General features: G+C 40.1%; 21 protein-coding genes. 10 read left to right on the top strand and 11 right to left on the bottom strand.

The window, feature by feature from the left end:
* The first annotated feature begins 2 nt into the window (after positions 1 to 2).
* A complete protein-coding gene (locus ACQKNS_RS21085; RefSeq protein ID WP_427645214.1) occupies positions 3 to 356 on the top strand; it encodes a YxeA family protein in 354 nt (117 codons plus the stop codon).
* Between the two features lie 57 nt (positions 357 to 413).
* Here the strand turns inward: ACQKNS_RS21085 and ACQKNS_RS21080 are convergent, their stop codons facing one another.
* Both ACQKNS_RS21080 and ACQKNS_RS21075 read right to left on the bottom strand, forming a co-directional pair.
* Positions 414 to 1,814, bottom strand: a complete 1,401-nt coding sequence (locus ACQKNS_RS21080) for a sensor histidine kinase (protein ID WP_427645213.1) — start codon at positions 1,812 to 1,814, stop codon at positions 414 to 416.
* Positions 1,811 to 2,521 carry a response regulator transcription factor gene (locus ACQKNS_RS21075; protein WP_427645212.1) on the bottom strand — a complete coding sequence of 237 codons (711 nt, stop codon included), beginning with the start codon at positions 2,519 to 2,521 and terminating at the stop codon, positions 1,811 to 1,813. Before ACQKNS_RS21075 ends, ACQKNS_RS21080 begins: the two co-directional genes overlap by 4 nt.
* Positions 2,522 to 2,897: 376 nt before the next feature.
* Here ACQKNS_RS21075 and ACQKNS_RS21070 point away from each other — a divergent pair, with 376 nt between their 5' ends.
* The gene (locus ACQKNS_RS21070) at positions 2,898 to 4,073 is read left to right on the top strand and encodes an MFS transporter (RefSeq protein ID WP_427645211.1); all 1,176 of its coding nucleotides are present in this window, start codon (positions 2,898 to 2,900) and stop codon (positions 4,071 to 4,073) included.
* A 71-nt stretch (positions 4,074 to 4,144) separates the two neighbouring features.
* Here the strand turns inward: ACQKNS_RS21070 and ACQKNS_RS21065 are convergent, their stop codons facing one another.
* The 7 genes from ACQKNS_RS21065 to ACQKNS_RS21035 form a co-directional block, all read right to left on the bottom strand.
* Positions 4,145 to 4,882, bottom strand: coding sequence for an amino acid ABC transporter ATP-binding protein (locus tag ACQKNS_RS21065; RefSeq protein WP_427645210.1), 738 nt, complete (start codon positions 4,880 to 4,882; stop codon positions 4,145 to 4,147).
* Between the two features lie 29 nt (positions 4,883 to 4,911).
* Positions 4,912 to 5,616, bottom strand: coding sequence for an amino acid ABC transporter permease (locus tag ACQKNS_RS21060; protein WP_427645458.1), 705 nt, complete (start codon positions 5,614 to 5,616; stop codon positions 4,912 to 4,914).
* Entirely contained in the window at positions 5,600 to 6,424 is an 825-nt protein-coding gene (locus ACQKNS_RS21055; protein ID WP_427645209.1) for a transporter substrate-binding domain-containing protein, read from the bottom strand. Before ACQKNS_RS21055 ends, ACQKNS_RS21060 begins: the two co-directional genes overlap by 17 nt.
* Before the next feature lie 312 nt (positions 6,425 to 6,736).
* Positions 6,737 to 8,326 (bottom strand): S-layer protein, encoded by a 1,590-nt coding sequence (locus ACQKNS_RS21050; RefSeq protein WP_427645208.1) that lies wholly within the window; start codon positions 8,324 to 8,326, stop codon positions 6,737 to 6,739.
* A gap of 220 nt (positions 8,327 to 8,546) precedes the next feature.
* Positions 8,547 to 9,134 carry a YjgB family protein gene (locus ACQKNS_RS21045; protein WP_427645207.1) on the bottom strand — a complete coding sequence of 196 codons (588 nt, stop codon included), beginning with the start codon at positions 9,132 to 9,134 and terminating at the stop codon, positions 8,547 to 8,549.
* Between the two features lie 260 nt (positions 9,135 to 9,394).
* Complete coding sequence (locus tag ACQKNS_RS21040) at positions 9,395 to 9,865, bottom strand: DinB family protein (protein WP_427645206.1); 471 nt, start codon at positions 9,863 to 9,865, stop codon at positions 9,395 to 9,397.
* Between the two features lie 440 nt (positions 9,866 to 10,305).
* A complete protein-coding gene (locus ACQKNS_RS21035) occupies positions 10,306 to 10,716 on the bottom strand; it encodes a GNAT family N-acetyltransferase (protein ID WP_283916820.1) in 411 nt (136 codons plus the stop codon).
* 214 nt (positions 10,717 to 10,930) lie between these two features.
* On the opposite strand from ACQKNS_RS21035, the gene ACQKNS_RS21030 reads away from it, so the two are divergent.
* From ACQKNS_RS21030 to ACQKNS_RS21010, 5 genes are all read left to right on the top strand, one after another.
* Positions 10,931 to 11,104, top strand: coding sequence for a hypothetical protein (locus ACQKNS_RS21030; protein ID WP_427645205.1), 174 nt, complete (start codon positions 10,931 to 10,933; stop codon positions 11,102 to 11,104).
* Between the two features lie 193 nt (positions 11,105 to 11,297).
* Positions 11,298 to 11,840, top strand: coding sequence for a DUF1731 domain-containing protein (locus ACQKNS_RS21025; RefSeq protein WP_427645204.1), 543 nt, complete (start codon positions 11,298 to 11,300; stop codon positions 11,838 to 11,840).
* Between the two features lie 62 nt (positions 11,841 to 11,902).
* Positions 11,903 to 13,099 carry an LL-diaminopimelate aminotransferase gene (locus ACQKNS_RS21020; RefSeq protein WP_427645203.1) on the top strand — a complete coding sequence of 399 codons (1,197 nt, stop codon included), beginning with the start codon at positions 11,903 to 11,905 and terminating at the stop codon, positions 13,097 to 13,099.
* 252 nt (positions 13,100 to 13,351) lie between these two features.
* On the top strand, positions 13,352 to 13,624 hold the full coding sequence (locus ACQKNS_RS21015; protein WP_063577356.1) for a phage holin: 273 nt from the start codon (positions 13,352 to 13,354) through the stop codon (positions 13,622 to 13,624).
* 182 nt (positions 13,625 to 13,806) lie between these two features.
* Positions 13,807 to 14,286 carry a C40 family peptidase gene (locus tag ACQKNS_RS21010; protein ID WP_427645202.1) on the top strand — a complete coding sequence of 160 codons (480 nt, stop codon included), beginning with the start codon at positions 13,807 to 13,809 and terminating at the stop codon, positions 14,284 to 14,286.
* 84 nt (positions 14,287 to 14,370) lie between these two features.
* Here the strand turns inward: ACQKNS_RS21010 and ACQKNS_RS21005 are convergent, their stop codons facing one another.
* A complete protein-coding gene (locus ACQKNS_RS21005; protein ID WP_427645201.1) occupies positions 14,371 to 14,907 on the bottom strand; it encodes a GDYXXLXY domain-containing protein in 537 nt (178 codons plus the stop codon).
* Positions 14,900 to 15,958, bottom strand: a complete 1,059-nt coding sequence (locus ACQKNS_RS21000) for a DUF2157 domain-containing protein (RefSeq protein ID WP_427645200.1) — start codon at positions 15,956 to 15,958, stop codon at positions 14,900 to 14,902. The genes ACQKNS_RS21005 and ACQKNS_RS21000 overlap by 8 nt, the downstream gene beginning before the upstream one ends.
* Before the next feature lie 233 nt (positions 15,959 to 16,191).
* Here ACQKNS_RS21000 and ACQKNS_RS20995 point away from each other — a divergent pair, with 233 nt between their 5' ends.
* From ACQKNS_RS20995 to ACQKNS_RS20985, 3 genes are read left to right on the top strand one after another with little or no spacing between them, the layout of a single operon-like run.
* Positions 16,192 to 16,512 (top strand): PadR family transcriptional regulator, encoded by a 321-nt coding sequence (locus ACQKNS_RS20995; protein WP_144527963.1) that lies wholly within the window; start codon positions 16,192 to 16,194, stop codon positions 16,510 to 16,512.
* A complete protein-coding gene (locus ACQKNS_RS20990) occupies positions 16,509 to 17,063 on the top strand; it encodes a DUF1700 domain-containing protein (protein WP_427645199.1) in 555 nt (184 codons plus the stop codon). Before ACQKNS_RS20995 ends, ACQKNS_RS20990 begins: the two co-directional genes overlap by 4 nt.
* Positions 17,056 to 17,850 (top strand): DUF4097 family beta strand repeat-containing protein, encoded by a 795-nt coding sequence (locus tag ACQKNS_RS20985; RefSeq protein ID WP_427645198.1) that lies wholly within the window; start codon positions 17,056 to 17,058, stop codon positions 17,848 to 17,850. The genes ACQKNS_RS20990 and ACQKNS_RS20985 overlap by 8 nt, the downstream gene beginning before the upstream one ends.
* The last annotated feature ends 69 nt before the right edge of the window (positions 17,851 to 17,919 follow it).

Below are 17,919 nucleotides of genomic sequence, written 5' to 3'. Positions count from 1 at the left end.
AAATGAAGAAATTTCTTATGGTAGTTGGCATTTTGTTCATACTGGGGGCGGCAGGGGTCATCGCTCTTACTAAAATCGACTTTAACCGCATGAATGCCGATAATTATTATTTGCAAATTACAGAGGATGGGGTACAACATGAAACCAAACTGGATGATGGTTCTGTGATGACGTACTATTCTTATAAACTTGACGCCAAAAATGCAGATGGTGAAAAGATGCCGCTTGAATTCACGGCACAAAAAAATCTTCGAAAAGATGCTTACTTAAAGATGTACGTGAAAAATGGTGATGAAGTTTCGTCATATGATGAAGTGAAATTGGAAGACATTCCAAAAAAGGCTCGAACAAAATAAATAGGAAAGAAGGGCTGTCTTTAAGTTGTGGACAGCCCTTTTTCAGCAAGAAAAATATTATAAAAGTATCGTGATCGTCGTTCCCTTATTTTCAATGCTAGTCAAATCTAGTTTACCTTTATGAGCCAGGATGATGTCCCTTGCAATGGCCATTCCTAAGCCAGTCCCATGTGTACTGGCAGTATTCGTACCTCGATAGTAACGTTCAAAAACCTGTGCTAAGTCTTTGGAGGGAATACCGCGGCCATTATCTGCAATGGTAATTTGGGTATGCAGTTCAGATTGTGGACCAATATCATCAATTTGTATTTTCACAACGACATTTTCCTTGTTATGCACGAGTGCGTTATAGATAAGGTTGAATAGTGCCCGTTTCAGTAATTTTTTATCCACTTTATGTGTTGCTTTGTCCACATTTGCCACAAATTCAACCTGTTGATGACCAAATTGTGAATCATTTAAAAACTCAATCGTCATTTCCCTTATAAACCCAACGATATCAACATCTTCAAATTGCAAAGGAAGTCGTTGGTTGCGCAAACGCATCGTTAAATTCAGGTCATCCAATAAATCTTTCATATAAATGGACTGTCTATTAATAATGGATGTAAACTCATGCAATTCCTGTGGCGTTAATTCAGTGACGTTATCTTTCATCAATTCTGTATAACCATGGATGGAAGCTAGTGGTGTCTTCATGTCATGAGAAACATTGCTAATCCATTCCTCCCGCATTTGGTCGAGTTTATCACGTTCTTTTTCATACTGATCCAACTTCGCCGATAGTTCATTCATATTGCGAAATACATCTTCGTAAACGCCTTTTGGTATGCTCATTTTTTTAAAGCGACGCTCCCGAAGCTGCTGAATTCCTTCTATTAAAATGTTCAGCGGACTTGTTAATTTTTTTCCAAATATGAACCCAATGACTAATGCAATGATGACATCCACGATTAAAAACAGTACAAGTAAGATGTTAAAGTTCTTAAAAATTTTTTCATAATCGTAGGTTATTACATAGCGGCCAATTTTCTGTTCCTTAACTCCTACAAAATAGCTGTAATTATGGGCTTCGCCGACAAAAACAGTCGTCGCTGCATCAATTTCCTTATACTTATACATTTGGACGATTTCAACAGGAGAATATATGGTTTGCAAATTTTGAGGTGTATAAAAGGCTGCAACCTGCTCACCCTCATCATTCAAAAATTGAATCCAGGCGTTATTGTTCCGCAGTTGTTCCAGTCCTTCTTCATTTACGGTCGGTTTATTATCTATTAGTTCCACATATTGTGAAAATGTTCTGCTGAAGTTTTCAGCAGAAACTTCTTCTGCCTCGAAATTATGCATGGCTCGATAAAAGAGTAGGGATAAAAGTAAAATTGTATTTACGATTCCTACGATTACAACAATTGTCACAACGGATCCTAAAAATCGCCGTGTCAATTTCCACTTCATTTTGTATCACCCTTGGTTTGTAATTTATAGCCAAGCCCTTTAACGGTTAGTAAAAAGGAAGGCTTTGAAGGGTCTGCCTCGATCTTTTCGCGTAAACGGCGAATATGTACCATTACTGTATTATCAGAGCCAAAGAAATCATCGCCCCACACATGTTCAAATAAAGTTTCCTTGCTCAAAATCTGATTCGGGTGATGCATAAAACAGCTCATCAGTCCGATTTCTTTAGCTGTGAGCTCGAGCGCTTTGCCATCCTTTTTCACTTCATTTTCATTTGCGCTAAGCTCAAAAGGACCAACTTGAAATTTTTTCGGAGCCGCCTTTTCCTCTGAAAAGCCCGCACGCCTCAACTGCGCCTTTACCCGATAGGCCACTTCTTTCGGACTGAATGGCTTGGTAATATAATCATCCCCGCCAATCGCCAACCCTAGAAGCTTATCAATCTCCTCATCCTTTGCCGACAAAAATAAAATGGGCACATTCGACACTTCACGAATTTGCTTGCATAAATCATAGCCTTCACCATCAGGCAGCATAATATCAAGCAAGACCAGTGATGGATCGAACTCCTGAAACTTTGCCCACCCATCCGCAATCGTCCCCGCCGTAACAATATTCGGAATACCTTCTTTATGTAAAACTGTCTCCATGAGACGTGCCAAATCTTCTTCATCGTCAATAATTAAAATCCACTGATCATTCGACATTCTGCTACCTCCCAAACATCAATCATACCCTACAGTATAGAGTACCCCTTAAGAAAAAATAAGGGGAGGAAAGATATTTAACGAACCCATTCATTATTTTCACGAAACAAAGTGGAAAAAAGGTAAGTACCATAACCTGAAGAACTACTGTGAAGATCATGAGTCTGATGCTGGTCTTTATTTAGTTAAGGTAGTTTCGGCAAGAAGAGCGTACTTCATACTGATTTGGTAAAGGTTGTATGATAAACTGTTTAAAGTATTGTTAGGAAGATTATGCTAAGTGATATAATTAAGGAATTCGTTGCTGCTCTTTTTACCCAAACCTTTATATATAAAAGTATGCAGCGAATGCGGAAGAATAAAAGGAGAAAAAATAATGGAAACAAAAAAGGTGTTACCCGTTCTTTTTTTAGTGATGTTTTTAGTCATGGTCGGATTTGGGATCATCATTCCCGTCATTCCGTTCCTTGCCGAAAAAGTTGGTGGCAGTCCTACTGAGCTTGGTCTTTTAATGGCAGTTTATTCATTAATGCAATTATTTTTTGCCCCGATGTGGGGACGTATTTCTGACCGGATAGGACGTAAGCCTGTCATGATCATCGGGATTGCTGGACTGGCCCTTTCGTTTTTCATCATGGCCTCGGCAGATTCCTTATGGGTATTGTTTGTAGCCAGGATCATTGGCGGGATTTTGTCATCGGCAAACATGCCAACCGCAATGGCGTATGTGGCTGATATCACGACGCCGGAAGATCGGGGCAAAGGGATGGGAATCATCGGGGCCGCTACAGGGCTTGGATTCATCTTCGGACCGGCGATTGGCGGGGTATTCTCCAAATCAAGTTTGAACTTACCGTTTTACATTGCAGGATTATCTTCTTTGATTACTTTATTCTTAGTGATTGCGATACTAAAGGAATCACATACGGTTGAAAAGAGGGCCCAACAGTCAATAAATAAAGAGTCCATGTGGAAAGCCTTTAAAGGGCCTCTTAAAACCATGTTCTTTCTGCAATTGATCGTCACCCTTTCAATGGCAGGACTCGAAACGACTTTTGCCTATTTTGCAGCAAAAAAGGCTGATATAAGTCTTGTTCAATTAGGCTATATCTTCATGATCATGGGGTTTGGCAGTGCAATCGTTCAAGGTGGATTAGTGGGTAGGATGACAAAGAAATATGGGGAAGGCGCGGTTATCCGAATGGGGATCATCGTGTCGGCAATTGGTTTCATTCTCATCCTGTTCTCTTCCGGTTTTTGGACATCGGCAATCTTCCTGACTATCTTCGGATTGGGTAATGGGTTCATCCGGCCGGCAATTTCGGCACTGCTGACCAAAAGTTCCATGACGGGCCATGGAAGTGTCACTGGCCTGCTATCTTCCTTCGACTCGTTCGGCAGGGTTGCGGGTCCCCCGATAGGCGGTTGGTTATTTTCGATATCGATTGATTTACCATTTATATCGGGCGCAATCCTTTCCGTTTTTGCTTTGATCCTTTTCCAGTTATACCATGCGCGGACACAGACTGAACAGGTCCAAGCATCTCATTAATGTAATGTTATGCAAAAAGCCCCCATTTCTAGAAATGGGGGGCCGCGAACGGTGCTAGATAGCACCGTTTTTTATTGAATCATATTAAGGAATTTACGTGTACGCGCTTCTTTTGGATTTGTGAAAATTTGCTCGGGAGTTCCCCGCTCCATTATTTTTCCTTCATCCATGAAAATGACTTCGTCGGCGACTTCACGGGCAAAACGCATTTCATGGGTCACCACGATCATTGTCATGCCTTCTTCTTTCGCCAGGTCTTTCATGACCTGTAACACGTCTCCGACTAGTTCGGGATCTAAAGCCGACGTGGGTTCATCGAATAGCATGACCTTAGGCTCCATGGCCAGTGCCCTTGCTATTCCGACTCGTTGCTGCTGTCCGCCTGACAATTGAAATGGATAAAAATCGATTTTTTCACCTAAGCCCACTTTAGTAAGCAGGGCAGCAGCCGTTTCTTTCGCTTGATGTTTGGCTATGTTTTTTACAACGATGGGACCTTCCATAACATTTTCCAATGCTGTTTTATGGGGGAAGAGGTTATAGCTTTGGAAAACCATCCCTGTCAAACTGCGAAAAGAGGTTATGGCATTTTTTCTAACGGGTTTTTTGAAGTCCATAATGGTTTCATCGATTTCAATCGTCCCGTCCGTGGGTACTTCAAGGAGATTCAAACACCGAAGAAAGGTTGTTTTACCTGAACCCGAAGGGCCGATCAATACAATGACTTTACCTTGCTCCACTTCCAAATCGATGCCCTTTAATACGTCAAGGTCACCAAATGATTTATGAAGATTCTTAATGTTGATCATTTTAAAATCTCCTTTAACTACTGCGGTTCTTATTTTGCTACATAACGATTAAGTCTGTCCTCTAAACTTCCTTGAATGAAAGATAGAATGGTACAAAAAATCCAATATAAAGCAGCTGCTTCCATGTATAGAAGTAGAAATTCATAGTTTTTTGCAGCGATTTCCTGGGCTTTACGGAATAATTCCGTTACAAGAATGAGTGATGCAAGCGATGTATCTTTTAAAAGGCTAATGAACGTATTGGATAATGGGGGAATGGATACCCGTGCTGCTTGCGGCAAAATGATGCGCTTCAAAGCTTGTATATATGTCATCCCGATTGAATAGCCTGCTTCCCATTGCCCTTTTGGTATCGATAAAATGGCTGCTCGGATAATTTCCGAAGCATATGCTCCTACATTTAAAGAGAATCCTATAATAGCCGATATGAAAGGATCGATGGTTACACCTAAATTTGGAAGTCCATAGAAAATGATAAATAATTGCACAAGTAAAGGTGTCCCGCGGATGATCGACACATATACACGCGCAATTATTTGAAGAATCCTGATGGAAGATAATCTAGCCAATGCTGTGAGTACAGCGAGAATAAGGCCGAGAACGAATGTAATCAATGTTAGTGGAATCGTATGTTGAATAGCTCCCTCTATCATGGGATAGAGGGAGGTTTGAGCGATGGAAACAAGCTGGTCCATACGCTCGGGGTCGGTGAAAATATTACTTAGGAGAAACATCTTCACCAAACCATTTATCCGAGATTTTCGCGTACGTGCCGTCGTCTTCCATTGCTTTAAGTGCTTTGTTTACTTCTTCCACTAATTTGCCGCTGTCTTTTCTGAACATTAAACCACTCGGGACTCCGCTTTTTTCCTCATCAGCGACTTTGATAGGTGCATCCGGGTGTTGCTTTTTATAATCAAGGTACGATAATTTGTCATTGACCGTGGCATCTACACGTTTAGAACCAATAAGCTGTACGGATTGAGAAAACCCTTCAATGCCTGTAACTTCAGCACCATGTGATTTGGCTATCTCATTGTAATTACTCGTTAAAGATTGTGCAGAGGTCTTGCCTTTCAAATCATCGAAGGATTTAATATCCGTATTATCTTTGTGTACAAGCAATACGGCCCCTGATTGAATATATGGGTCAGAGAAATCATATTTCTTTTGACGGTCTTCATCGATGCCCACTTGGTTAGCGATCATATCAAATCGTTTAGCATCCAAGCCTGCAAACATGCCGTCCCATTGTGTTTCCTTGAATTCAGCTTTCACTCCAAGGCGTTTTGCCACTTCTTTAGCAATTTCAACATCAAACCCCGTTAGTTTATCTGAATCATCGTGGAATGTGAAAGGAGGATATGTACCTTCAGTTCCAACAGTTATTACGCCATCTTTTTTGACTTTGTCATATAGACTTTCTTGTGATGAAGATTTATTGTCGGTATCGTTTGCCTCATTTTTGTTATTGGTGCCACAAGCGGTAAGTACAACCGTGAAAGCTAACAATAGCGATAAAAGTGCAACCATTTTTTTCATTTGGGTAAACCTCCTAGTAATCTGATAGGGATTGATACTCTGTGATACTATACAAGAAAAGGAAAAAAGTCAATGAAAATAACTTACATGATTAGTGTTAATGAAACGTGGTGAATTATACGGATTTTCACACATTGAAATGAAATAATACTAAAAGAAAGGTGTATCATTAGCCGGGTAAGGATTTTAAAGAAAGGGAAGTGATCTTTAAGGATCCAAGGGGACAAAAGACCCCTCATCCACATGATTATCAGCGAAGTGGAAAAGGGGCTTTTTTGGGCCGTCCAGAACTATTGCAAGATTCTTTTTAACTTAGTGTTTATCATGATTCCGATCCTCTACGCTGACGAATATAGGGTTCGAATAGAACCAAAGGTCTTTATAGTTACGTTTGTTTATTTCCGAAAAACGCGTTTCGTTATCCTCGATTTCAGTCTTTTTATCGATCAGCGGTTCACCGTCCATCGTTTCTCCGGAGACATTTTCCCCTAGGTTCGTGCCCCGCAACCGGAAATATTGATCCTTATTTGCTTTGACTTTGTAAGTGATGGTATGAAAACCGTCGCGATCGGTTTTCCAGTCTTTACTGGTAAAGCGTTTAACCACTTTTGTCGTATCATTGGTGGCTTTATAATAAGCAGGTGTTCCAGGCACTGCTTTCCCGGTTACCTCCCCGGAAATTAGATCCACGTGATCCACCTTGACGGAGTCCCCGTTATTGTTCTTTTTAGGGCTCTTAAAACGGATGGTGATCTTGACCATCTGTCCTTCCTTCACTTTAAGGTCCCCGCCCATATCAACCGTGTTGTTTCCGTTTTTAGCTTGGAAATCAAGTGCATCGATCAAGTCACCGAAAACAGAGAAGGATTTTCCTGATCGCATGCCATCAAGGACGGATTTTATTGATGAGCCATTTACCCATGTATAATTCTTGGAATATTCTCCTGGCCAGTAACCGCTGGAGTATAGGCGGTTTTCACTGATTTCAAAATGGGAGTCCGAATTGGAAAAATTCCAGAACTTACGACCTTCCCCAAGAAGTGCATCCCATGCACCTCCTACCTTGGCAAGCATGTAATCGGATCCGCCATAAGTCCGGTTTTCCAGTGTTGCCAGATTTAAACCGCCTCGATCTGGTTCCATCTGGTTACCTGGCATACCTTCGAATCCGAACATGACATCAGGGGCGATATTGTTGAAGTCACGAAAATCAGATATGTTGTACACCCTCTTTCTTGATGGGTGGTTCAATATGGCATAACTTGTATGCTTATAATTTTTCTCAAGCCATGCCAATGCTGTTCGGGCATCCTCGGATGTCTTATTGGCTCTTTGATCCTGTGCTTCCCAGACGGCTACATCCTTAGAATCAAACATCTTTTCATCCTGGCTTGTGAACAGATATTCGAATTGATTGCCAGCTTTCAGGCTTTTAGGTGAGCCCGGCTGATCTCCTAAAATGCCTATGCCGACATGCTCGTATGTAGGCATATCCCATTCGAAGCCTGAAAAGATGACTTTATTTTTAAATTTGCCCTCTTTTTGCAGCTGTTCCATTTTCGGGGCTTGATATTGAATGATTCCCTGAGAGAGCGGTATCGGCCCGCCTGGAATCGAATGTCCCTCATCATCCCTTGAAGACATCCTCAAGTGATCGGAAATTCCCATCCAATCCAGGCCATACTTATCAAATGCGTTATTTAACAAGCTTTCAAGGCTCTGTGATCCCTCGGCATCATCGGACTGAGTGGTATGGGCATGATATTCCCCCTTCATCCATCTGCCTCCCTGATTTGCCTGATTGTCTTCTCCATCATTTGCAGCACCCGCCACCGGAAGACCTTGCGAAAGGATGGCCATGCTTAGAACCGATACTGTGAGAGCCCTGAACTTATTCATCATCTAACCGACAACCTCCATATATTGAAATAATAATGAATAAGCTAATTTTATGGTAAAAATATTAAGAATCCGTTGGGAGTGAGTATGGTTTTTGTAAATGGAGAGCCCGATTCTGGTAACAGCGCTTTTGATATTGAAAGGGAAAGGGGGAGGGGCTTGAAACAAAAAAGGTTGTAGCGTAAAATTTTCTTTCTCTGCAACCTATAGCGACTATTTGCTCCTATTTAGCTTGCAGTAGATTGATATGGTCTACAGTTCGATCTTCACCGACAATGAATTGAAGTTCATAATTTCCTGTCTTGTAGATGTAGTTGATTTCATTCGTGCTGGAAATATGGCGTATTTCGTCAGCACTGCCGAGTTGCTTTCCTAAAACTTTTGGTGTGATGCTTCCTAGATTATGATCCCGTTCTACATTTGTCCCAAAATATCGGATTTGTGAGATGGTCTTGTCATCATTATAGGCAAATGCAAATCCTGGATGCCCCATTTCTGCATGATAATAGTCAAAAGTTTCATCTGTGTTACTTGGCTCAGGGGGAGAACCGAATGTCTCAAATACATCATTTTGGGTATTTTCATTAATTTTTAAGCCCATGGCAGTATAGGGCATTTCTCCTGAAAAAGCCTTGTTGTAAATTTCATGTATGGTGGTAAGAGCGTGTTCCTTAGCTATGGCAGATGCGGAATCCATTGTGGGTGCAGCCTCAACCGGTTCTGTTATAAACGATGCACCTGCCCCTAATAGAGAACCCGTTAGAATAACGGAGCTAACCATTCTGGCCGCTGGTTTTATTAATAACACCATTTCTTATCCCTCCTATATCATTACTTTTCCACAATTTCCTAGCACGAAATATTTTCATGGTGATAATTGGAATGTTTGATATTGGTGGAGCATCATGGAATATGAATGTGTTGTCTTCTAAGGAAGCTAATTGATCCGCTCCCCGGAGTTTTCATGATGTAAAATGATTGACCGTTTTTTTCTATAATTAGATAATTATGCAGCCGAAAAAAATAAAAAGGTGCTTCACCATGATGAAACACCCTTTGAAAATGATTTGATTAATCCCAAACGCTAATTCTAGGAACTCCAGCAGTTCTTAAGTAGTCTAATAATTGACCAGTATGTACAGACTCATGATAAGCGATTCTTAGCAACATATCTCCTAGATCCCTGATATATCCCATATCGGAGCGATCGATTTTAATATTGGATAAGTCGTCCTCGCTGAAGGATATGATTGTTTCCAAAAAATCACGCCTGTAAGGTTCGGCAAAGTTCAATTCCGCTTCAACAGAGGTAAGTGGCTGTTTTTCATATGGTGATTCATAAAATTGTAGGCTGCCTTGATTTTTAATGGATAAATGATAGTAATGCTCACTCTCAAGGACATGTCTAACCATTTCTAAACAGCTCATTGCCTTGTCATCCGGTTTCCAATGGAGTGTGCTTTTAGGTATGGATGTCCATAGTTTAATGTTTCTTCTTCTAACCTCTTCCAGATTTAAGATGATTAGTTCTATTGATTTCATAATGATCTCCCCTTTTAGCAGGTATATTTTAACTATACACGATTGGACGCTGAGAATATGGGGTTATTTTGAAAGTATAGAAAATTTAGATGTGTTCGTATGTTAATCTTTGCCTATTCCTTCTATTATGTAAAGTATCGCCCCTGTTCAGGACCTGTGTATTTTACTGATTGCCTTTTTATAGGAGTTCTAAAATAGCATCAGCTGGAGAGAAATTAAATCAAGAATCAGGGTTTTAAGAGAATACAGGGAAAATGCCTATGAATCCATATAGAATTTACAGGCGATTTCATTCCCTAGTTGTTCCATTGCCTGGGGAAAAGAGAAGTTCAGTGAATGAAGCGGAAGATGAATGATTCGTATTAGTTGTACACTTATTACAAGATTTAGAATGCACTTTAATCAATCTTTCTTTCCCAATAGGTGGCAGGAGGACCTTTTTAAATGAGGGATTGAATTAGGATGTCATCATGATAAATTAAAACCGGTTTAAACCCAAGGGCTTTAAACTTTTGTAATGCTTCTGGGTTGTTTTTGTTCACAAAACCGGACACTACAAGGATCCCTTTTTTTCTCACATAAGTTACTAATTCGGGTAAAAGGGATTGTAAAATTCCTTTTCCTCTATATTTCTTGTCAAGTACTACATAATTAATATGAGCCACTTTATATAAGTAAAGATTATAACAAAGAAAACCCACTACTTTACCTTTATCATTACAAACTACCAGTACCTTATGTGACTTTTGCAATATTTCATTCACTTTATTAGGCGAAACCCGAAAATTACTTACTGTAATATCCGTTAATTTCTTGATATCTTTTTTAGGTTTCCATTCTCGAAAATACATCATGATTTCTCCTTTAACTCTATTAGATATAACAGTTTTTCAGCAGAAATATATAGCTTGTACATGTGGAAAAATAACAAAAATATTTGAAATAAGTATTAATGTATGATTAAGAAGGAAATCCTTCAGAATAATTCCATAGGAATTCCCTCTTAATCTCAAAAAAGCAATCTCTTAATCCCTTTTAAATTTCTTGATAGAAGTGGGTTGCTTGATGGAAGTAGGTTCCTTGATTGATGTACCTCTATTATTGTTTAATAAATTATTTAAGATCCTTCTCAAGGCAGACCTGCGGCTGTTATTTTCACTTCCGGAATTGCCATTACTGGAACCGCCAGTCCTTCTTAGCTTTTTGTTTGACACTGAAATCATCCCCTTTGTTATATAAATGGCCACATTACTAATTTATGTGTCATATTCCTTTTTGCTTGGACAAGTTCACCAAATGTTGCACGCGTATGTTATGTATTCGTGATACCTATTTATGTAATAAAGCGGTATACTTGTTAAGTAATTCACAAAAAGGATGGAAATGGTTATGATTCGACCTATTCACTCTTAAAAGAAAGCGGGTTGGTTATATGCTAAAGAAAGTGGTTTTAGCTGGCGGGACTGGTTTTGTCGGTCAATACTTTGAAAAGCATTCCAGGAATTTGGGATATGAGGTTAGGATCATCTCCAGGCAAACCCATACTGGCTGGGAAGATAAAGAAGGAATAAGGGAAACGATCGATCATCCATATAGGAATTTGGTTAAATTCGGAATGGGGGGCCATCAAGGATCAGGAAACCAGAAATTCAGTTGGATACATATAGAAGATTTATTTAACATTGTCCTTTTTCTGAGAAAGAATCAGGAGTTGTGCGGGGTGTTCAATTGCTCATCGCCTCATCCAGTTACAAATCGTGAACTGATGGCTCATTTGAGAAAGCTCATGAATATTAGGATAGGACTTCCCTGTCCAACACCCATGCTTAAAATGGGGGCTTTCTTTATGGGGACCGAAACGGAATTGATAGTAAAAAGCCGGTGGGTCATACCTGAGAGGCTGGAAAAGGCGGGGTATGCATTTAAATTCCATCATCTTGATGAGGCTCTGGAACAGATACTGATGAATTCTTAAAATAGTCGAGATTGATTGCTATAATGATAGATAGAAAATCATTAAGAGAGGGGAATCGTAGAATGAATATTTCACCATCTGAAAAAGTCGGAAAATTCACAACGGGAATATTTTCGGAGTTGGCGACCCGCAAGCAGGATGCAATGAAACGGGGGGTGGATGTTATCGATTTGAGTGTAGGAAGTCCGGATTTACCACCGCCTGATTTTGTAGTGGATACGCTTGTAAAATATGCGCAGGATCCCAATTCTTATGGGTATACGTTAAAAGGTACGCCTGAATTCAATGAGGCAGTTCGTTATTTTTATCGGGTGCGTTATGGAGTGGAGGTTGATGCAGAAAGGGAAGTCCTCCAACTGATGGGATCACAGGATGGCCTTGCACACTTGGCAACGGCGATGATAAACCCTGGAGATTATGTGCTGGTGCCAGATCCGGGATATCCAATTTATGAAGCGAGTGTGGAGCTTGCCGGCGGAATCATTCATCCGATGCCGCTTACTGCCGAAAATGGATTCCTGCCGCAGCTCAACGTTATTCCGGATGAAATAGTTAAAAAGACCAAAATGATGATCATCAGTTATCCAGGAAACCCTGTCACCGCCCTTGCTGATGAAGCTTTCTTTTCGGAAGTCATATCGTTTGCGAAAAAGAACGAGATCATGGTGGTTCACGATTTTGCTTATTCAGAGTTGATTTTTGATGATCATCCGCAAATTAGTTTCATGTCCATACCTGGTGCCAAGGAAGTGGGGATTGAATTTAACTCACTTTCCAAAACTTTTAATATGGCCGGCTGCCGCATTGGGTATGCGGTGGGCAATCGAGAGGCGCTGGACATTCTGGGAACGTTGAAATCACACATCGATTATGGGGTTTTTTATCCAATCCAAAAAGCTGCCGAGATGGCGCTAACTTCCAATTTTTCGCTGCTATCAGAACAGGTTAAGGAATACCAGTCCCGACGTGATGCCTTGATATCAGGTCTTGCGGAAGGGGGATGGCATGTGCCGAAAACCTCAGCCACCATGTTTATTTGGGCCCAAATTCCTGCTGGCTGGAAATCACGGGATTTTTCCTATGCATTGATTGAAAAAGCAGGGGTTACGGTCGTCCCAGGCGATGCTTTTGGGAAGCAGGGCGAAGGGTATGTTCGGATGGCCCTGGTCCAGCCGGCCGAGAGATTGAAAGAAGCTGCTGAACGGATCAAATTGTTTTTGGGGAAAAAATTGGAGTGTGAAAAATCTAGCACGCTGTAGAGTATATAGAGCTTGAGGAAGTTGTTACTTACTTGTTAAAGTGAGGCGAACTCTAGTGTTTTAAAAAAACTACTTTGAAATTTAAGAGAAGGCCCATCCTCGGATGGGCATTTTTTTGTTTATTGGAAACTAGCATGATAGATTATGAATGGAATTTCCGAACGTAAGAAGGACAAGCCGCATAATATATATAGCAAGTCCGCAACCCTCTTAAATGAAGCGGGCTTAATTTGATAGAGAGGGGGAAAAGCAATGATCAACTGGAAAGTGCGTCTTAAGAATCCTACGTTTATATTCACGGTACTCCTTCCTGGGCTTTTAATATTGGCGCAGATGGTTGCCGCGTTCATAAACAATTTCATTACCCCTATAGGCTTTACCATTACTGATGATGCATTGAACGGGGCTTTAGGCATCATCAACTTCATAGCGCTTACATTCTTTGGGGTCGGCGGTGTGGTCGATCATACAACTAAAGGTCTAAGCGACAGTGAAAATGCTCGACAATACAAGGAGCCTAAGTAACTATTCATTCACCTATTGAAGAGTAGATATACCAGATAACACCGTTACTTGCTACACAACGGCGTTATCTGGTTATTTTTTTTTTCAGAGATGATGATTGCGGAAAATGATTTTGGTCTAAAAACCGAATTGAAACATACATTTAAAATTGTGGTTCATTTTCAGTTTGGGGAGGAAAAAGAATGAGTTATAGTTTACCAGTTTCAAAATGGCTTGCAGCCATAGTTTTAATCGGGGCATTTTTGATGGCATTCATTTTCAGTCCTGCTAATGCTTCCGCCTCTATCAATTATGGTGATGAAGTTGCCGCTTTGGCAAAGAAGCAGGTTGGAAGCAAATATAAATATGGGGGGACGACTCCAAAAGGGTTTGATGCTAGCGGTCTCACCCAGTATGTATATAAAAATGCCGCAACAGAAATGAAGATTCCGAGAACGAGTGCGGAACAGTATAAAACTGGAAAGACCGTGAAGCAAAATGATTTAAAAGCGGGCGATTTGGTCTTCTATGCGACAGGTAAGAAAGGGCAGGTCTCTTTTGTAGGAATTTATTATGGAAATGGTACATTTGTCGGGACCACCACCAAAGGGGTCAAGGTGGTCAAAATGAGTGATAAGTATTGGAAGGAAAAATATATAGGGGCAAAACGGGTCATTAAGTAGCAACCTGATGTTCATATGAAAAAGTCCTGCAAAAAAGAGCATCGCAAACCGGTGCTCTTTTTGCTGGTCATATCCTAGGGCCATTCATTCAATGATGATATCGGTTAAAACAACATTGCCATTACGAACTTTTACGACAGCCACTGAAGGATTGGCCAATGCGTCCTTTTCCATTTCCTTTGCCTTTTCTTCGGATGCGAAATAATTGTCCAGACCGTATCTGATCTGAATGGTTTCAGCATTTTGCAGGTCATAGGGGATTTCCAATTCCCCTTTTAAGTAAACGCCTTTGCCGGGTTTTTCCTTCGTTACGTGATCGACAACGTATAGTCCATCAGTGTTTTGTTTTAAACGTACATATACCTTTTTATAATCACCCATATTTCTTGTATTGAACCCGGTTTTAATCGAGTCATCGACTTGTGATGGCTTAACTGATTCAATTTCGTATTTCAAAGCCACATAGCTTCCCCTAAACAAATCAGTCGGGTCGACCGGGTCTGTTTTGATCTTGATTACATCTCCTGTCATTGTTGTCCAGACCGGAGGAATCGCCAAGACTAACAGAATCAAGACTGGAATGGAAAATACGATGAATGGCCGGAATGATGGATTACTCATTGAGTTCCCCTCCTTTTTTTCGTTGATTTTCAAAGAAGAAGCCAAAACCGATAAGCATGATACCGCCAATGATGAATGTAAGCGATTTTGGCAGGAAGTCAAAGGAGTAGATGTAATATCTGAAAATCAGTGCACATATGATCACGATGCTGGTCAAACTGCCTTTTAGAATGAGATAAAGCAGAAAAACGAAGTAAGCTAAAGGAAACCAGATTGAAAAATCAAAGGTAAGGAAGAGTGCGGTAATACCATGTAAGATATGCCCTTGTATGTGTATGGTGTTCTGTAATTTCGCTCTTACCGGAATATAGGCAAGCACGATTCCCAATACAAACAAAATGGAAAGGACAATTGTATTCGAATTTTCAAAACCAAGCCTCGGCACGAATTCCATAAGAAATAAGGCAATTGTATTGATGGCTAAAGCGTTAATGAAAAAGGTCAGATATTTAGGGTAATCGAATTTCTTTAACAGAATGTATAAAGCCGGTAGAAATACAAGGATGGCAAGCGGATAAGACGTTTCATCAACGAATATACTTCCGTTAATATAAATGAAAAGCAGAAAAGATGTAAAAAGGAGAACGAAGACATCCTTCAAATAGTAACCAATGAATACAGTTCCGATCGCCCATAATAAAAAGGAACTGTTGAAATTGATGCTGATGTTAAACATCTGCTCGATTAGAAAAATCCCTGCACCAAAAATCAGAATACCTGCATAATGCAGACTTCGTGACGTTTTGGGCAAGCGTGCCTGCACCTTCACGCCAGCAAAGTTCACTCCGATGAGGCATGCAATGATAAGAAGGAATTTAACCGCTTTACTTAAATAGAACCAGTTACTGGCTACGAAGGTCAATACGCCTAAACCTAAAAGAAGTGCCCCAATGGATAATAGAATAGTGATGAAGTTCAAATTACCTTTTACATCATAGGAACCTAACATCCTCACTTTTTCTTGCTGGGAGATGACCCCTTCCTTTTCAAGATAATTAAATTCTTGTTCAAGAAATTCGAATTGCTTTTTTGTAATTTCTTTGTTGGCCAAAGTAACTCCTCCTTCCACATTTTACTATTATACATCGTATTCTCTTGCAGCTTTGAATATAATGTTAATTTTCTTCTACCCTAATTGGAATGCATGCAGTACCAAAAAAAAAAATACAGTACCTTGCAATGAACAGTACCATATGGTAAATTATTTACATAAGATGTATTGTTCGGTGTTCAGTACTGTTTATTGAACTATACTAAAAGACTCTTGGAAGGAGTGATGGTGCTATGAATGTACAATTTAAGAAAGGTGTCCTGGAACTATGTGTCCTGGTTTTACTGGATAAGCAGGATCGCTATGGATATGAACTTGTCCAAAAGATTTCGGATCAAATTGAAATATCGGAAGGGTCGGTATATCCCCTTTTACGTCGCTTGACGAAAGAAGAGTATTTTACGACATATTTACAAGAATCAACAGAAGGGCCTCCGCGCAAGTATTATAAATTAACGGACAAAGGCCGGAGATACCTTCAAGAGCTGCTGACGGAATGGTATGAATTTTCCAATGGAGTCAATCAATTAATCAAGGAAGGTGTGAACCAATGAATAAAGAACAATTTCTAAAACAATTGAATGCCTCTTTAACCAGACTTTCCTTAGAGGAACGGGAAGATATCCTTCAAGATTACGAAGAGTATTTCGAAATTGGAATGGAAGAAGGGAAATCAGAGCAGGAAATCTCCAAATCCCTTGGGAATCCTAAACAGATTTCCAAGGAACTGCTGGCATCCTATCATCTTGGTCAGGTCGAACAAACGACTTCTGCAAGTAATGTAATGCGGGCGGTTTGGGCAGTCATTGGTTTGGGATTCTTTAATTTAGTGATCGTTTTGGGACCATTTATAGCTTTGATCGGAGTTGTCATTGCAGGATGGACTTCGGCGATCGCGTTCATTCTTGCTCCGTTTGGCGTTCTTTTTAACCTTGCGATAGGCAATTTTCAATTATTCGATCTTTTCTTCGCATTGGGACTATGCGGGATTGGCATTTTTATTGCCATGGGAATGTTTGTAGCTACGAATGCCTTAACTAAAGGATTCGTTCGCTATTTAAAATTTAACGCTTCCCTTGTGAAAGGCGGTTTGAAAAATGATTAATGTAAAAAAATTATCGATCATTGCACTTATATTGTTACTGGTGGGAGTAATAGGAAGTCTGTTTACGTTTTCCCAAGTGACGAATGAGGAAACGACTACAGAGGAAAAAACGATTTCGGAGATCGTGACGGACATTCAGATCGACACGGACAATGCAGCTGTAGAAATCGTTCCAACGAAGGATAAGGAGACAAGGATAGAATTGGTTTCAAAAGGGATGGATGTTTCCAAGTTGGATTTCACTGCCGATGTGGAAGGAAAGAAGCTTTCGGTACAATTAAAAGATCGAAGTACCTTTAGCTTTGGTTTTCATATTCAATCCATACATTTAAAGGTGTTTGTGCCTGATGAATCTTATAAATCCTTTGTCGTTGAATCCAATAATGGAAAAATGCAATTATCAGGATTGAAAAGTGAAAATCTGAATGTGAAATCTCAAAATGGCCGGGTAGAATTAAAGGATATAATGACCGAAAAAGTTGAAGTGAAATCAGCTAATGGAAAAGTAGAACTGAATAATGTAGAGGGAAAACTCGTTGGTTCATCGAATAACGGTAAAATTACTTTGGTCACGAAAGACTTGGATAGGGAGATCGACTTCGAAAGTAATAATGGTAAAATCATGATCAAAACGGAGAATGAACCGACAAATACAACTTTCGATGTTCATGTTGACATTGGGAGAGTGGATATCCTTGGTAAGTATGAGGGCGATGCTGTCATTGGAAAAGGTGAGAACTTAGTGAAATTGGAAACGAATAATGGGAAAATCGAGATAACGAAATAGTCGTGAAGCATGATAAAGCCGATCCAATTGGAATCGGCTTTTTTCAATTATGCGTCCATTTCAATAATG

The sequence above is a fragment of the Peribacillus sp. NPDC094092 genome, from assembly GCF_050279365.1.
Lineage (GTDB): Bacteria > Bacillota > Bacilli > Bacillales > DSM-1321 > Peribacillus.
Note: the sequence above shows the minus strand (reverse complement) of the source record. Positions and strands in the feature narration are given on the sequence as shown.

Coding starts and splice junctions, on each gene's coding strand:
- ACQKNS_RS21045 (WP_427645207.1), bottom strand. CDS start 9,134: ATGGTGTTATTAATAAAACCAGCGGCCAGAATGGTTAGCTCCGTTATT.
- ACQKNS_RS21055 (WP_427645209.1), bottom strand. CDS start 6,424: ATGAAAAAAATGGTTGCACTTTTATCGCTATTGTTAGCTTTCACGGTT.
- ACQKNS_RS20985 (WP_427645198.1), top strand. CDS start 17,056: ATGATTAATGTAAAAAAATTATCGATCATTGCACTTATATTGTTACTG.
- ACQKNS_RS21015 (WP_063577356.1), top strand. CDS start 13,352: ATGATCAACTGGAAAGTGCGTCTTAAGAATCCTACGTTTATATTCACG.
- ACQKNS_RS21010 (WP_427645202.1), top strand. CDS start 13,807: ATGAGTTATAGTTTACCAGTTTCAAAATGGCTTGCAGCCATAGTTTTA.
- ACQKNS_RS21080 (WP_427645213.1), bottom strand. CDS start 1,814: ATGAAGTGGAAATTGACACGGCGATTTTTAGGATCCGTTGTGACAATT.
- ACQKNS_RS21060 (WP_427645458.1), bottom strand. CDS start 5,616: ATGTTTCTCCTAAGTAATATTTTCACCGACCCCGAGCGTATGGACCAG.
- ACQKNS_RS20990 (WP_427645199.1), top strand. CDS start 16,509: ATGAATAAAGAACAATTTCTAAAACAATTGAATGCCTCTTTAACCAGA.
- ACQKNS_RS21020 (WP_427645203.1), top strand. CDS start 11,903: ATGAATATTTCACCATCTGAAAAAGTCGGAAAATTCACAACGGGAATA.
- ACQKNS_RS21030 (WP_427645205.1), top strand. CDS start 10,931: ATGGAAGTAGGTTCCTTGATTGATGTACCTCTATTATTGTTTAATAAA.
- ACQKNS_RS21025 (WP_427645204.1), top strand. CDS start 11,298: ATGCTAAAGAAAGTGGTTTTAGCTGGCGGGACTGGTTTTGTCGGTCAA.
- ACQKNS_RS21040 (WP_427645206.1), bottom strand. CDS start 9,865: ATGAAATCAATAGAACTAATCATCTTAAATCTGGAAGAGGTTAGAAGA.
- ACQKNS_RS21075 (WP_427645212.1), bottom strand. CDS start 2,521: ATGTCGAATGATCAGTGGATTTTAATTATTGACGATGAAGAAGATTTG.
- ACQKNS_RS21065 (WP_427645210.1), bottom strand. CDS start 4,882: ATGATCAACATTAAGAATCTTCATAAATCATTTGGTGACCTTGACGTA.
- ACQKNS_RS21050 (WP_427645208.1), bottom strand. CDS start 8,326: ATGATGAATAAGTTCAGGGCTCTCACAGTATCGGTTCTAAGCATGGCC.
- ACQKNS_RS21085 (WP_427645214.1), top strand. CDS start 3: ATGAAGAAATTTCTTATGGTAGTTGGCATTTTGTTCATACTGGGGGCG.
- ACQKNS_RS21035 (WP_283916820.1), bottom strand. CDS start 10,716: ATGTATTTTCGAGAATGGAAACCTAAAAAAGATATCAAGAAATTAACG.
- ACQKNS_RS20995 (WP_144527963.1), top strand. CDS start 16,192: ATGAATGTACAATTTAAGAAAGGTGTCCTGGAACTATGTGTCCTGGTT.
- ACQKNS_RS21070 (WP_427645211.1), top strand. CDS start 2,898: ATGGAAACAAAAAAGGTGTTACCCGTTCTTTTTTTAGTGATGTTTTTA.
- ACQKNS_RS21005 (WP_427645201.1), bottom strand. CDS start 14,907: ATGAGTAATCCATCATTCCGGCCATTCATCGTATTTTCCATTCCAGTC.